The sequence below is a fragment of the Bradyrhizobium sp. BWA-3-5 genome (genome assembly GCF_032917985.1).
Taxonomy (GTDB): domain Bacteria; phylum Pseudomonadota; class Alphaproteobacteria; order Rhizobiales; family Xanthobacteraceae; genus Bradyrhizobium.
In genome coordinates this window covers 522,308-535,843 of sequence record NZ_CP136626.1, presented here as the reverse complement: position 1 = coordinate 535,843, position 13,536 = coordinate 522,308, and the positions used below count along the sequence as shown (strand labels likewise).

General features: G+C 61.3%; 9 protein-coding genes, 1 tRNA gene and 1 pseudogene. 7 read left to right on the top strand and 4 right to left on the bottom strand.

Annotated features, from left to right (window positions below; genetic code table 11):
- Positions 1-277: 277 nt before the first annotated feature.
- Positions 278-2,407, top strand: a complete 2,130-nt coding sequence (locus tag RX331_RS02530; protein ID WP_317255093.1) for a VCBS domain-containing protein — start codon at positions 278-280, stop codon at positions 2,405-2,407.
- Between the two features lie 53 nt (positions 2,408-2,460).
- Here the strand turns inward: RX331_RS02530 and RX331_RS02525 are convergent, their stop codons facing one another.
- The gene (locus tag RX331_RS02525) at positions 2,461-3,453 is read right to left on the bottom strand and encodes a Bug family tripartite tricarboxylate transporter substrate binding protein (protein WP_317255092.1); all 993 of its coding nucleotides are present in this window, start codon (positions 3,451-3,453) and stop codon (positions 2,461-2,463) included.
- Positions 3,454-3,665: 212 nt separating this feature from the next.
- Here RX331_RS02525 and RX331_RS02520 point away from each other — a divergent pair, with 212 nt between their 5' ends.
- On the top strand, positions 3,666-4,580 hold the full coding sequence (locus tag RX331_RS02520) for a 2-dehydro-3-deoxygalactonokinase (RefSeq protein ID WP_317255091.1): 915 nt from the start codon (positions 3,666-3,668) through the stop codon (positions 4,578-4,580).
- 1 nt (position 4,581) lies between these two features.
- A complete protein-coding gene (locus RX331_RS02515; RefSeq protein WP_317255090.1) occupies positions 4,582-5,226 on the top strand; it encodes a 2-dehydro-3-deoxy-6-phosphogalactonate aldolase in 645 nt (214 codons plus the stop codon).
- Between the two features lie 45 nt (positions 5,227-5,271).
- Here RX331_RS02515 and RX331_RS02510 read toward each other — a convergent pair whose 3' ends face one another.
- A complete protein-coding gene (locus RX331_RS02510; protein ID WP_317255089.1) occupies positions 5,272-5,454 on the bottom strand; it encodes a hypothetical protein in 183 nt (60 codons plus the stop codon).
- A 663-nt stretch (positions 5,455-6,117) separates the two neighbouring features.
- On the opposite strand from RX331_RS02510, the gene RX331_RS02505 reads away from it, so the two are divergent.
- The 4 genes and pseudogenes from RX331_RS02505 to RX331_RS02490 all read left to right on the top strand — a co-directional run.
- The gene (locus RX331_RS02505; protein WP_317255088.1) at positions 6,118-9,603 is read left to right on the top strand and encodes a LuxR C-terminal-related transcriptional regulator; all 3,486 of its coding nucleotides are present in this window, start codon (positions 6,118-6,120) and stop codon (positions 9,601-9,603) included.
- 413 nt (positions 9,604-10,016) lie between these two features.
- Positions 10,017-10,694: a nitroreductase gene (locus RX331_RS02500; protein WP_317258368.1), complete on the top strand. Its 678-nt coding sequence runs from the start codon at positions 10,017-10,019 to the stop codon at positions 10,692-10,694.
- Positions 10,695-11,027: 333 nt separating this feature from the next.
- A complete protein-coding gene (locus RX331_RS02495) occupies positions 11,028-11,840 on the top strand; it encodes a murein L,D-transpeptidase family protein (protein ID WP_317255087.1) in 813 nt (270 codons plus the stop codon).
- Positions 11,841-11,865: 25 nt separating this feature from the next.
- Positions 11,866-12,090 (top strand): annotated as a pseudogene (locus tag RX331_RS02490) (nitroreductase); the annotation flags it as partial.
- A 379-nt stretch (positions 12,091-12,469) separates the two neighbouring features.
- Here RX331_RS02490 and RX331_RS38665 read toward each other — a convergent pair.
- Positions 12,470-13,072: a DUF262 domain-containing protein gene (locus RX331_RS38665; protein WP_410708359.1), complete on the bottom strand. Its 603-nt coding sequence runs from the start codon at positions 13,070-13,072 to the stop codon at positions 12,470-12,472.
- A 208-nt stretch (positions 13,073-13,280) separates the two neighbouring features.
- Positions 13,281-13,370, bottom strand: a tRNA-Ser gene (locus RX331_RS02485).
- Positions 13,371-13,536: the final 166 nt, after the last annotated feature.

Here is a 13,536-nt window from a genome sequence, read left to right as displayed (position 1 = left end):
AGCCGCGCGCACGCCATGGCGTGCGAAGTCGTGATCAATTCCGGTCGCGACGACCCTTGACTCGATATCCGGAGATGGCATCGTCTACCTTGCTACCCGAAAGGATTACTCCTTTTGAGCCCAACGCCTGACGCCTGCGGATCGGCTAATTTAGATTTAGGAACTTTTCAGCAGCTGGCAGTCCGGGCCAGCGGCAGCCCGGCTTTTTGACCTCACGGGCCAGGCAAGGCCGGCTCGTGAAAAATTGCACGGGGTAAGTGGCAGACGGGGTAGGCAAATGCTCGTCGGGACCCACGCCAATACGCAGGACGTTCAGGCCGCGGCCGGCGGCTCGCGAAGCCGATCTCATGCCGGCAGGTTCGGCATGCTGTGGCTCTCGGCACTCGCTTTCGCCCTTGGGAAGCAGGCCCAGGCCGCCGACCCTGGCGTCACATTCCTGGACGACGGAAACATCACGTACAAGGATCTCGAACACGGCTCCTTCGAATTGGTCACCAAGGAGGCCGTCCCGCGGCACATCCTCATCGACGATCCCGGGGAGACCATGACCCTGCGTTCGCAGGGGTCCTCGGTCAGCATTAGCCCGAGTACGAACTCCACTGCGCGAATGGCCGAATTGCAGGCAGCCCAGCAGGAGGCGCTCGCCACTTACGAGCAAGGATTGGGATCGACAGGATCGAGCACGCCGCCTCCCCTCGAGAAGCTGCCGGTGCAACCGATCAATTTCATCGAGACCGATGCCACTTCCAGAGAGCAGGATTTGCCCGTTTTGCCGGCGGTAATCCTGGCATCCGCCCCGGAGATGATTATCGGACAGGTACCACCCCCTCCGCCCGCGCCGCCGACATTGAATGCGGTGATCGGGCCGACCGAGATCGACACGGCGGTCTTTGACCTCTTCACCGCGACGAGCGGCACTTTTGTTGCCAGCAGCCCCAACGGGGCAACGCTGACCTTCGGCATCATCGGAGGAACCGCGGGCAGCACCGCAATCGACGGGGTAACTTACGATGTGTCGAAAGCTGGCCCCTACGGCACGCTTTACGTCGACAGTACGACCGGCGCCTATGCGTTCGTTCCGAATAATGATGCGATCAACGCGCTGACTGCACCGACTACGACCGACTTCACGATTACCGTGTCCAACGGCACGCTCTCGAGCGATGAACTCTTTACGATTTCCATCGATGGCGTCAACGATGCCGCGATCGTCTCCGGCGCCACCAATGGCACCGCCGTCGAAGCCGGCAGCGCCGCCCATGCCGCGTTCGCCAGTCTGAGCGCCACAGGGACGCTCACCAGCACCGACGTCGACGATGCGCCCAATAGTTTCACCGCGGTGGATACTCCAGCTGCGAGTGCGAATGGCTTCGGCACCTTCGCGATGACGGCGGCCGGCGTATGGACGTACACGGTCGACGATTCCAACAGCGCGGTGCAGGCACTCAATGTCGGCGACAAACTGACCGATTCGTTCACGGTGACCACGATCGACGGCACCCCCCAGTTGGTGACAATCATCATCAACGGCACCAATGACGCCGCGGTCATTTCCGGCGCCACAGCCGGCTCAGTGACCGAGGACAGTGGCACCAAGTGCGACCCGCCGACCGCGACCGGCAAGCTCACCGCGACCGACGTCGATAACGCGCCCGGTTTTGCGGCGGTCAGTTGCCCGACGGCTAGCGCCGCCGGCTATGGCACATTCACGATGTCCGCGGACGGCACGTGGACCTACACGCTCGACGATGGCAATTGCGCGGTACAGGCACTTAACGTTGGAGACCAGCTGACTGACTGCTTTACGGTGACCACCATCGACGGCACGCCGCAGGTGGTGACGATCACCATCAACGGCGTCAATGACAAGGCCGTCATTTGTGGCGAAACGACAGGATCAGTCACCGAAGCTGGCGCTTGCACATACGGCGATCCGATTGCGACCGGCACGCTCACCGATACCGATGTCGACAACACGCCCAACACGTTCACTGCGGTCGACGAGCCGACAGCCAGCGATCACGGCTATGGCAATTTCACGATGACGGAAGATGGTGTCTGGACCTACAAGCTCGACAACGCCAATTACGAATTGCGGACCCTCAATGATTGCGACACGCTGACCGACTGCTTCACGGTGACCACCATCGACGGCACGCCGCAGGTCGTGACAATCATCATCAGGGGCACCAACGACACCTTCTGCTTCAAGGACGATAAGTCCGAGTTCAAAATTTCGGATGCCATCGACCTGCCAGAGAGCAACTCGACGTCGATCAGTTCCTCCGAAGCAGGAACCAGCAGAGCGCCGGCGTTTTCAGAGGCAGCCCCGACCACCGAACCGTCTGCACAATGGTCCGATGGTTTTGCTGTCACTGCCTTCGCACCGCACGATCTGAACGTGTAACGGGGGCCGCGCCGCCTTTCCGGCGCAGCCGATCTTGTTCGCCGACCGACGGCCTACTTCGCTTCGCTCGCCTTGATCCCCGAACTTTCGATAAGCTTTGCTACCCGCGGCAGATCGGCGGCGAACAGGCGCGCATGCGCCTCGGGCGTCAGCTCGTCTTTCGGGAACGGCAGCGTGCCGAGCTGCTTGAGTTTCTCGACGAGCTCCGGCTCGGCCAGCGCCGCGCGAAGCGCGGCGTTCAGCGCATTGATGGTCTCTTTCGGCGTGCCTTTCGCGACATAGAGGCCATGCCACATCGTGTAGCTGACCTCGGGCATGCCGAGTTCGGCGGTGGTGGGGACATCCTTGGCCTGCTCGAGCCGCTGCGGCGAGGTGATGGCGATGCCGTGCAGCGCTCCGGCCTGAACCTGCGGCAGCGCATTGGTGAGTTGGTCCCACAGTAGATCGATCTGCCCCGCCAGCAGGTCCGCGATCGCCGGCGCCGACCCGCGATAGGCCACGACCGTCGGCTTGAAGCCGAGCACATTGCCCATCATCACCGCGCACAAATGGCTGTTGGTGCCGATACCGCCATGCGCGAAATTCGCCTTGTCGCGCTGCGCCTTGATCCAGGCCACGTAATCCTTCGGACTTTCGCCGGGAATCGACTTGCGGCCAACCAGAATCATCGGCGCATTGTTGACGAGGCCGACCGGCTCGAAGGCGGTATTCGTGTCATACCGAAGATTGGTAAACAGGCTCGGCGCCGCGAGCAGCGCGACGTGATTGATCAGGATGGTCGAACCGTCGGGCGCCGAGCGCGCGACGCGATCATTGGCCAGCGTGCTGCCGCCGCCGACCACATTCTCGATGATCACAGTCTGGCCGAGCGTGCGCGACATCCGCTCTCCGATCAGGCGCGCGACCGTATCGGTGCCGCCGCCCGCCGCAAACGGCACCACCAGCGTCACCGTCCTTGCCGTCGGTTGCGCTTGCGCCTGCGGCGATAGCGCCGCAGCGAGCAGGCCAAGGCCGATGAGCGCGCGCTTGAGGGGAAAATTGTTCACGATGTCTCCTCCCGGATCTTTCTTTTTATTGCCATGCCGCGTTGTCGCGGACTGTGCTTGTTGGCGAAGCTGCGCGTCAACGGCGCGGCCCCGCACAACCTCCGATCATGCTGATTGCGCCGCTGCAAATCAAATGGAAAGCAGGCGTAGCTCACGGGCGATGCGGCGTGGTACCATGTCGCAAGGCGCAGATAGCAGCGGACGGACGTGGAATGAGCGAGGCAGCCTATGTCGCGGTCGATTGGGGCACGAGCAGCTTTCGGCTGTGGCTCATCGATCGCGCCGGCAACGTACTGGCGGAGCGGCGCAGCGATGAGGGGATGATGGCCGCTGGCAAGGGCGGCTTTGCGGCCGTGCTGCAATCACATCTCGACGCCGTCGGCGCCGCGCCAGCACTGCCCGTGATCATCTGCGGCATGGCCGGCGCCCGGCAGGGCTGGGTCGAAGCCGGCTATGTCGACACGCCGGCGCCGCTTGCATCCGTGCTGAAACAAGCGGTCGCGGTACCCGGACAGGATCGTGACATCCGCATCCTCCCGGGAATCGCGCAGCGCGACCGCGGCGCGCCCGACGTAATGCGTGGCGAGGAGACGCAATTGCTCGGCGCCCTTGGCCTCGAGGCGGCCGCCGACGCTCTCGTCTGCATGCCGGGTACGCATTCAAAATGGGTCAGCGTGCAGGGCGGGATCGTCGCGCGGTTCGCTACCTTCATGACAGGTGAATTGTTCGGCGCGGTGTCGCACCACACCATTCTGTCGCTCACGGTGGCCGGCGCCGATGCGGCAGAAGATATCGACGCCTACAAATCGGCGGTCATCGCCGCGTTCGAGCGACCGGCGCTGGCAAGCAACCTGCTGTTTCAGGTGCGATCGGGACAGCTCCTCCAGGGCGGCACGCCTGCCTCGGCCCGCGAAAAAATATCGGGCACGCTGATCGGCCTTGAACTGGCCGGCGGTCTCGCCGGCGAAGTGCCGAGGACCAGCATCACATTGGTGGCCTCGGGAAGGCTCCAGATGCTGTACCAATCGGCGTTTGACACGGTTGGCATTTCCGTCCGATCCATCGGTGCCGAGGAAGCAGTTCGGCGCGGTCTTTCAATGGCCGCTGCAGCGATTTGGAGCGTATGAAATGAGGGCTATTCCGTTTCCCCCGATGAAGCGTCCGCTGGTCGCGATCCTGCGCGGCATCAGGCCGGAAGAGACGGCTGATATCGTCAGCGTGCTGATCGACAGCGGCATGACGGCGATCGAGATCCCGCTCAACTCGCCGGAGCCATTCCGCACGATCGAGATCGCCGTCAAGCGCGCGCCTGCCGGCACCCTGATCGGCGCGGGGACCGTCCTGACGATCGATGACGTCGCGCGGCTGCATGACGTCGGCGGCCGGCTGATGGTCTCTCCCAACGTCGATCCCGAGATCATCGCCGGCGCCCGGGCCCGCGGCATGGTCACGATGCCCGGCGTGTTCAGCCCCACGGAGGCGTTGTTGGCCGCCAAATCAGGCGCCTCGAGCCTCAAGTTCTTTCCGGCCAGCGTGCTAGGGGCCGCCGGCATCACCGCTATTCGCGCGGTTCTTCCCGCCGACCTGATGATCGCCGCGGTGGGTGGCGTCTCCGATACGAATTTTGCTGATTACACGAAGGCCGGCATCACCGCATTCGGCCTCGGCAGCAGCCTCTACAAGCCCGGCATGACGGCGGCGCAAGTCGCGGATCGCGCCAAGGCGACAATCGAGGCGTATGATCGTGCGGTTCAGCGATCGGGGACGGCCTGATCGCTACAGGCAAGCGCGCCACTTAAGACGGTGAGATTACCGGCTTCAATTAACCGGTTCAAATCTGGCAATCCGCATCGGCCCTTCCCAAAGTTCCACCGGCCTGTCCTGAACGAGCTGCTTCGCCCGCTCTTTGGCATCTTCCAGGCTCGTGCAATGAAGGTCGATACGGGTAATGGCTTCGTCCTTTGCGGTCAGTTCGAAGGCTTGATAATATTTCAGCGGCATCGGCGTTCCTCGATAAGGACAGCGTTACCGCTTTTGTTCCGTACCAGGCCATATATCGATGGACATAGGATCGGGCGCCAGATCAACCGTCATTCACTGGCTTGCAAGGGGTGCCCGAGGGGAGGCACCCTATGGCTCCTCCAATCGGCGAAGCTGAGCCAGCAATTCTGCCTCTAATTCCCGAAGGTGAGCTGCCGTTGGCTCATGACAATACTCTTTGGCAAGCTGTCGGCAGCGCGCCAATTTTTCACTGACTGCCACTTTCTCCCGCTCATGATCCATCGACGAAAGATGCGCCAGAACGCGCAAGCGTTCAACACGCGTACTATGAGAGGGTTGCCGGCGACAACTGCGGGGTGCGCAATTGCCGAGTAGGCCTTTCTCAGCGGCCCATGGTCCTTAACCCAGATCTGGGCTTGCGGTGAGAGGCAAAAACGGTTCATTCTAAACGCATGATATCTAAGGCTTTCATAGGGTAGGCCGCGTCTCGCGACGCACCAAGACGCAAACGATGACAGCTAGCTCGCTTTCGTCCTGGAGAATGAATTATCCCGCTCAGACACTGCGGCGGGTAGCCCGGGCTGCCGGCGCCAGGCAATTGCGACTTTGCCTGGGGGCAGCAAGAGGGATACCGCACCGCGCTGGGCTAGCGAGGTCAGGCCCATGCTAGATGTGTCTGCCGATCGCGGAACATTCACGCGCTGCATCCGACTGGTGATTGCAGACAAACAACCGATCGTTCTGCAGGGGTTGAAATCGGTATTTGCGGCACAGCGCGACTTCGAGGTCATTGCGTCCTGTAGCACCGCAGCAAGCTGCCTTCAATCAATTCGGAATTTGGCGCCCGACGTCGCACTTCTTGCCAACACGTTGCCTGACGTGACGCCGTTCGAGATCCTTGCCATTGCGAAGGCCGAGCATCTTCCTACTCGTCTGGTATTCTTTACCGAATCCGAAGGAGACGATGATCTCAGCGCGGCAATCGCGGCCGGCGCCTGCAGTGCAATTTCGAGGTACGCAACCCCCGACATCATGCTGCGATCCCTGAGGCTGATAACGGAGCACATCAGCGCATCACCGGAGCGATCCCAAAACCTTTCGCCAAATGGCCAGGCAATAGACGCCGCCAAGATCGAAAAACTGCTGGGGCTGCTGACGGAGCGCGAGAGCCAAATTGTGCGGCTGGTGTCCGAAGGCTTGTCGAACAAGGAGATCGCACGCCAGCTGAACATTTCCGGTGGCACAGTCAAAGTGCACCTCCACAACATATTTCAGAAGCTTGAAATCAGTAACAGGACCGTGCTGGCCACCATCGCGTTGTTGCAGCGCCCCGCCGGCTTCGGAACGCTCGCGCTCGCTGCCCTGGCGTTCGCGATCTTGGACGACGTCAAGGCTTCGGAAACGAGCAACGCGTTCCTGGATGACGGCAGCACCGCCTACGGGGATCTTGAGCACCCCGCATTTGATGTCTGGAAAAAGGCGATCCTCCGGCACACCGTCGCTGTGGATCACAGCGAGACCGTCGTGCGGCCCCAAGGAGGGGCCACCAGCAAGATCAGCCAAGCCACGACCTCGACCGCGAGAAGGGAAGAGTTGCACGCGGCTGAGCAGGCCGTTCTGTCCAGCACGGCGAGAGGCCATGGCCCGATTGGATCCAGCACGCCCTGTCTTTTGATTTCGCCGCTGCTGCAAGCGATCAACAATAGCCAAACCGACAATCCCACGGCGCAACCGTCGTCCCCCCTGCCGGCGCTTGCCCCGAATCCACTAAAGAACCATGCAGGCTATGGCGCCTTCACCATGACGACCGCCGGCGCCTGGATCTACGCACTCGACCACGCGAATGCCGCAGTGCAGGTCCCCGACCCCCGCGAAACCCTGATCGACACGTCCGCGGTCGCCGCGATGGATCGCACCACGCACGTGGCGGCGATCACCATTCATGGCGCCAGCGATGCGGGCTCGAATGATGTCGACAACCCTGCTCCGGGAACGATTGCCGCCCCCCATCCGCCGCTCGCATTCGGCGCCCTTGGACACAAGAGCGTCCCGGGAGAAGAAAAAGCGAGCCAGCTCATTCATGGCGCCGCCGGTGACGACCCCCTCAGCGGCGCCGGCTTGGCGGGTGTTATCCACGGCGGCTCAGGGAACGATACGATCAAGGGTAACGGTGGAGACGACGCGATCTCTGCAGCATCCGCCACCGGCAACGGCGGCACCGGCAACGATACCGCCACCGGCGGACATGGCGGTGACCAACTGGCGGGCCGCAACGGTGATGGCGCCCTTGTCTATCTTTCAGCGAAAGATTCCAACTCTACCAACTTCGACACCATCGCCGATTTCACATCGGGCGGCGACAAGATCAACCTGGCTGCCTTGGGCGCGCTGGCGTTCCTGCACCTTACGTCGACAAGCACGTCGGTGCCGCCGCATACCCTTGCCTGGATCTACAACCCCACAACCAATGAAACGATCGTCTATGTGAATCCGACGGATCACCGCCTCGATATCGGCGATTCGGCCCTGCTCGAAATCCACTTGCAGGGAGTCGTCTCCGTTGCGGAGTCGGATTTTGTCTACGAGCCGCATGCGGCGGCCGTCACGGCGGCTTTGGCGGGAATCGATCCTGCATTGCTGCTGGAGGCGACCGCGCGCGATGGGACCGATCCGACAACGGGCAGCACCGATGCTTTCAACGAAGCGGAGGCGAGAGAGAGCACGCGCGAGACGGGCCACATCTGGACCATCTCAGCCGACGACGGCTTCAGATTTCACTTCGCGCGGGAACGCATCGGTTCCAACGTTTCGACCAAACTCACCAGTTTCGGTGACGATTCGCCTTATGCGACAGAAGCGAGCAACGATGGTGCGGTTAATGCGTCTGCGTACCCATCATCAATCGCGCCGGCTCAGAGCCACGCATCCGTCCCGATGGAGGAACATCCCACACACAAGAACGAGCCCGCCCACGCGAACGCGGGCACAGCGGCCATCGAGCACGGCAAGGCGAATGTAGCCGCTGGACCTCAATCTTTCGAGTTTGCCATGCCAGGCGCCCCAATCCTGACACCGGTCGTCGCGCCGCCCCCCGAGCCTGACACCGCTCCCGGCAACAGCGCGGGTCATGGCAATTCGCAGCACGCGCCGAACTCGGCAAAGGCTTCAGCCGACGAGTCGGCAGAGCCGGGCACACCCGGGCACGGCAACTCGGAGCCCCCTCCCCACTCGGCCGGGTCAAGCAAGATAAAAGATGTCGAGCCCCCCGAGCCTGACACCGCTCCCGGCAACAGCGCGGGTCACGGTAACTCGCAGCACACGTCGAACTCGGCGAATGCTTCAGCCGACGAGTCGGCAGAGCCGGCCGTTACACCCGGGCACGGCAACTCGGAGCACCCTTCCCACTCGGCCGGGGCAAGCAAGATAAAAGATGTCGAGCCCGCCGAAACCGGCGCCTCTCCCGGCGACAGCGCGGACCACGGTAATTCGCAGCACGCGTCGAACTCGGCGAAGGCTTCAGCCGACGAGTCGGCAGAGCCGGGCACACCCGGGCACGGCAACTCGGATCACCCTTCCCACTCGGCCGGGGCAAGCAAGATAAAAGATGTCGAGCCCGCCGAAACCGGCGCCTCTTCCGGCAACAGCGCGGACCACGGTAATTCGAAGCACGCGTCGAACTCGGCGGTTGCTTCAGCCGATGAGCCGACAGAGCCGGCCGTCACACCTGAACACAGCAAACCGGAGCTTCCGTCACACTCGGCCGCTGCAAATAACGTGGAAGCGCCCGAGCCCGCTGAAACTAGTGTGGCTTCCGACAATAGCGCCGATCAAAGTAACTCACAGCACCCATCACGATCCGTCGTTGCAAACGCGTCAGCGGCCGCTCCGCCGGCTGAATCTGTGTCCGGGGCTGAGGGTGCCGGCCACGAACAGGCATTCCATTTCAATAACCAAACCACCCCTGCCCCAACCATCTCGACGGTCGAGCTGGAACAGCCTCACGATTTGCCCGCTCCGCTGGATCACATCACTGAGGTGGCGGCGATCCTTGAGGCAGGTCCGGCGGCCATGGAGGAACACGCGGCTGGTCACGGCAATAGCAATCAGCATCAACTCGCAGGACATGGGTCTCACGACCTGCTGATTTGAAGAATTGCTGGTGGAATAGCTGCGAGCTCCGCGGATAGATAGGACCATGTGAGCCGTCGCGCCGGTTACGAAGGGGGCGTCACGCGAGAGCCGGTGCAGCTTTGGCGATGCCGCCAGCCCACGGCGAGCTAAGGGCGGCACGAGCTTGCCGCGGCGCCTACCCCAAAAATATCGAAAACAACCCCATGCACAGTAGCCCGTGGCCGGCGCAACCGACGGTTTGGACCTAAAACTTGACACGTCGGGCAAATCATCCCGGAAATTTGCTAACGACTTAAGTGCGCGCAACATCGATGCGATCATGTTTCGCGTGGCTGGACCGTCGAGGACGCGCCGCCGCCGCTTGCGCTGAGCTGCGGAAACCGCGAAAATCCGAGCCTGTTCTCAGAATTCATCAGGGGAATTCCACACAGATGCGGTTTGATGACGTCATCCTCGGTCGCCGGAGCATCCGCGGCTACAAACCCGATCCGGTACCCAAGGCGCTGATTGCGGAAATCATTGGCTTGGCGATGCGTGCGCCGTCGTCGATGAACACCCAGCCCTGGAATTTCTACGTCATATCAGGCGAACCGCTGAATCGGATCCGCGCCGGCAACACGGAGCGGATGGTGGCGGGCATCCCACAGTCGCGCGAGTTTCGCACGGGTCAGCCCTTCGCGGGCAAGCACCGCGACCGGCAGATCGGCGTCGCCAAGCAATTATTCGCCGCGATGGGGATCGAGCGCGACAACAAGGAAAAACGCCAGGACTGGGTGCTGCGCGGCTTCCGTCAGTTCGACGCGCCGGTCTGCGTGATCATCACCTATGATCGCGTCCTCGACGGCAGCGACGATACGCCCTTCGACTGCGGCGCCGTGGCGACCGCCCTGGTCAATGCCGCCTGGTCGCGCGGGCTGGGCGCCGTGATCAACAGCCAGGGCATCATGCAATCCCCCGTGGTGCGCGAGCACGCAGGGATCGCCGACGATCAGGTCATCATGAAAAGCATCGCGCTGGGCTGGCCGGATAAAACGTTTCCGGCGAATGCGGTGGTGTCGGAGCGGAAGTCGGTCGAGGAAGCTACGGTGTTCGTCGGGTTCGAGAGTTAGCGGCGCGCGGGCGGAAGGGCTGGAGGTGCAGCAGTGATCCGCGCCATGGTGCGACATGCGCTCGCGCTGGCAGCAGCTTTTGCCGCGGCTTTGATGCCTGTCACGTGCCTTGGCCAAAGCACAAAACCGTTGCCGGCCAAGGCAACACAGGAGCTGCCACCCGAGCTGCTCTCGCTGCTCGAACAGAAGAAGATGCCAAAATACTCGCCGATCATTGTGCGTCTTTTCAAGGAGGAAGCGGAGCTCGAAGTCTGGAAACAGGACACGGCCGGCCGTTTCCAGATCCTGAAGACCTATCCGATCTGCCGGTGGTCGGGCGATCTCGGGCCGAAATTGTACGAGGGCGACCGGCAGGCCCCTGAAGGGTTTTATACGATTACACCCGAGTTGATGAATCCCAACTCCAACTACCATCTTTCGATCAACCTCGGCTTTCCCAACGCGTTCGACAAGGCGAACAAGCGCAACGGCAGCTTCCTCATGATCCACGGCGACTGCTGGTCGAGCGGTTGCTATGCCATGACCGACGAACAGATCAGCGAAATCTATTCGCTGGCGCGCGACTCACTCAGCGGCCGGCCGTCGTTTCAGGTCCAGGCCTATCCGTTCCGCCTGACGCCGGAAAATCTGGCGCGGCACCGAAACAGTCCCAACCTGGCGTTCTGGAAAATGCTCAAGGTCGGCAACGATCATTTCGAGACGACGGGGCGCGAACCCAAGGTGGATGTCTGCAACCGCCGCTACGTGTTCGATGCGCAGCCTCCGCCAAATTCGCCGCACCCTCTCGTGTTCAACGGAAACGAAAAGTGCCCGCCCTTCGTCGTCAATCCGGAAATCGCGCGGCGGGCGCTGGAAAAACAACGCGCCGACGAACGCGCCTACGCGCAACTGGTTGAAGACAATGTGCCGACGGCCCCGATCTACAGCGGACTTGACGGCGGAATGAACAAGGCTTTCCTTGCAAAATTTCCGGGCCGGGTGACGCTTGCGAAGGTAATGCCGTATGCATCCTACCTGCCGCAATTGCCGCCGATCCCGTGGATCGAACAGGATGGCTCGTTGACGAGCAGGTGGTTTGGCGCCTCGCTCTCCGGCCTGGTTGTGTGTGATGCGGCTCGTGCCGGCTTCCCGACGGGTGGGTGCTAAACGTTCGTTGCACGTCAGCGATGAGGCATTGACAGGCCACGCTTGGCATCGCGGGCCAAGCGCCGTGATCAACAGCCAGGGCATCATGCAATCACGTGTGGTGCGCGAGCACGCGGGAACAGCCGACGATCAGGTCATCATGAAAAGTATCGCGCTGGCCTGGCCGGATGAAAATTTTCCGGCGAATGCGGTGGTGTCCGAACGAAAATCTATCGAGGAAGCTACGGTGTTCGTTGGGTTTGGGAACTAGGCGAGCGCACGCGCAATTGGTGCTACCCGGTACAACGTCAGGCGAAACTTCCTCACCTGCGATCGGACGCTATATTGTGATCCCTTCAACGCCATTGACGTGATCATGTTCCGCGTGGACGTCATCGATTCGTTATTCACGATAACTTTGTGCACTGTTACCGAAATCACTCGAAATCCCATTGCATGGCACCCTTACGCCACGCCGCCTACAGCTCGCGGGGTACGCGCGGCGCTAGCGAATTAGGGCAGTGTTGCGCGGCAATAGTTATCCTACCAAGCTGTCAAATTGGAAACAGTCGCGGTGATTGTCTTCGCTCGCTCACCCAAGAAGGCATCGTAGTCATCATTCATTGCCACCTTGAATGCCTCAGGTGAGATCAAATTGGAGGCAAGCACTTCCTCCAGTTTTGGACCGAGGGCCTGAACGACTTCCTTGAAGACCTGGTTCTGGCGAACGGCAGTGGCCGGCTACTTCGGAGGGTGGAATACGGGGAATATAAGCTCCGACCAAAAGGCTGTTCAACTCTTCGCGTCGGGACAGGCAAAGACGTGCTCAGGCTGGAAACGTGCTTGAAGTAGGCCGATGGATCCGTGAGCTTGTTGAGGCGCAGATGATGAAGCGGCGGATCATCCAATGTCGTGAGATGCAGGAACGCTCTCTCCCGAAGATCGTATGCAAGATTCCATCGGCTCAGCGGGTCTCCGCCTTGCCAATACAGGGCTCCGCAAATTGTCGAGAGCCTTTGCTGTCCATCTAGAAGGTAGTTCACCGGATAATCGTGCTGCGTAGGCGCGATCTCAAGGTCTGCGATACTGCGCTCACTCCTCAGGAGCTCGCGGCTACGCCATAGCAGAACGCTGCCGATGGGACAATTGTTGGCGATAGAGTCCAGCAAATCGATAATTTGATGCTTTTCCCACACGAAGTCCCGTTGAAATTTTGGAAGCAGGATATCGCCCCGAAGGATTCGGCCTGCCAGCTCTTCAATCCGATCTACTGTCGGCTATGGAGCGCGGGGTGGTATCGCTATCGTGCCACCTGCATGCGCGATCGGTTCATGGAGTTTGGACATGCTCGCCCAGTTAGTGTGATTTCCTTGAATGCGACTTATGCGCGATTCTCGTTGCCCGAACATCCCCAACGTCGCATATCCACGGGAGTCGTTTCGGCAGTGGCGCCCTGGGAGCTGGCGGAGAGAGTGGGATTCGAACCCACGGTACGGTTTCCCGCACACACGCTTTCCAAGCGTGCGCCTTAAGCCACTCGGCCATCTCTCCGGAGGCCCTCTCTTGAAGGGGCAGGACTGATTTTGCAAGGGAGGCTGGGCGCGGCGGCTAAAATTTCCCCAATTCATTGAATTTGTTCGATAATTTTTGTCGTCAGAGGCCGGTTTTTCGCGCTTTGCCGGGCCTTGAACCGAAATCCGGCCACGATCGGCGATGA

Excerpts from the sequence above, each read along its gene's own strand:
- RX331_RS02530 (WP_317255093.1), top strand. The coding sequence starts at position 278 with ATGCTCGTCGGGACCCACGCCAATACGCAGGACGTTCAGGCCGCGGCC.
- RX331_RS02520 (WP_317255091.1), top strand. The coding sequence starts at position 3,666 with ATGAGCGAGGCAGCCTATGTCGCGGTCGATTGGGGCACGAGCAGCTTT.
- RX331_RS02515 (WP_317255090.1), top strand. The coding sequence starts at position 4,582 with ATGAGGGCTATTCCGTTTCCCCCGATGAAGCGTCCGCTGGTCGCGATC.
- RX331_RS02510 (WP_317255089.1), bottom strand. The coding sequence starts at position 5,454 with ATGCCGCTGAAATATTATCAAGCCTTCGAACTGACCGCAAAGGACGAA.
- RX331_RS02505 (WP_317255088.1), top strand. The coding sequence starts at position 6,118 with ATGCTAGATGTGTCTGCCGATCGCGGAACATTCACGCGCTGCATCCGA.
- RX331_RS02500 (WP_317258368.1), top strand. The coding sequence starts at position 10,017 with ATGCGGTTTGATGACGTCATCCTCGGTCGCCGGAGCATCCGCGGCTAC.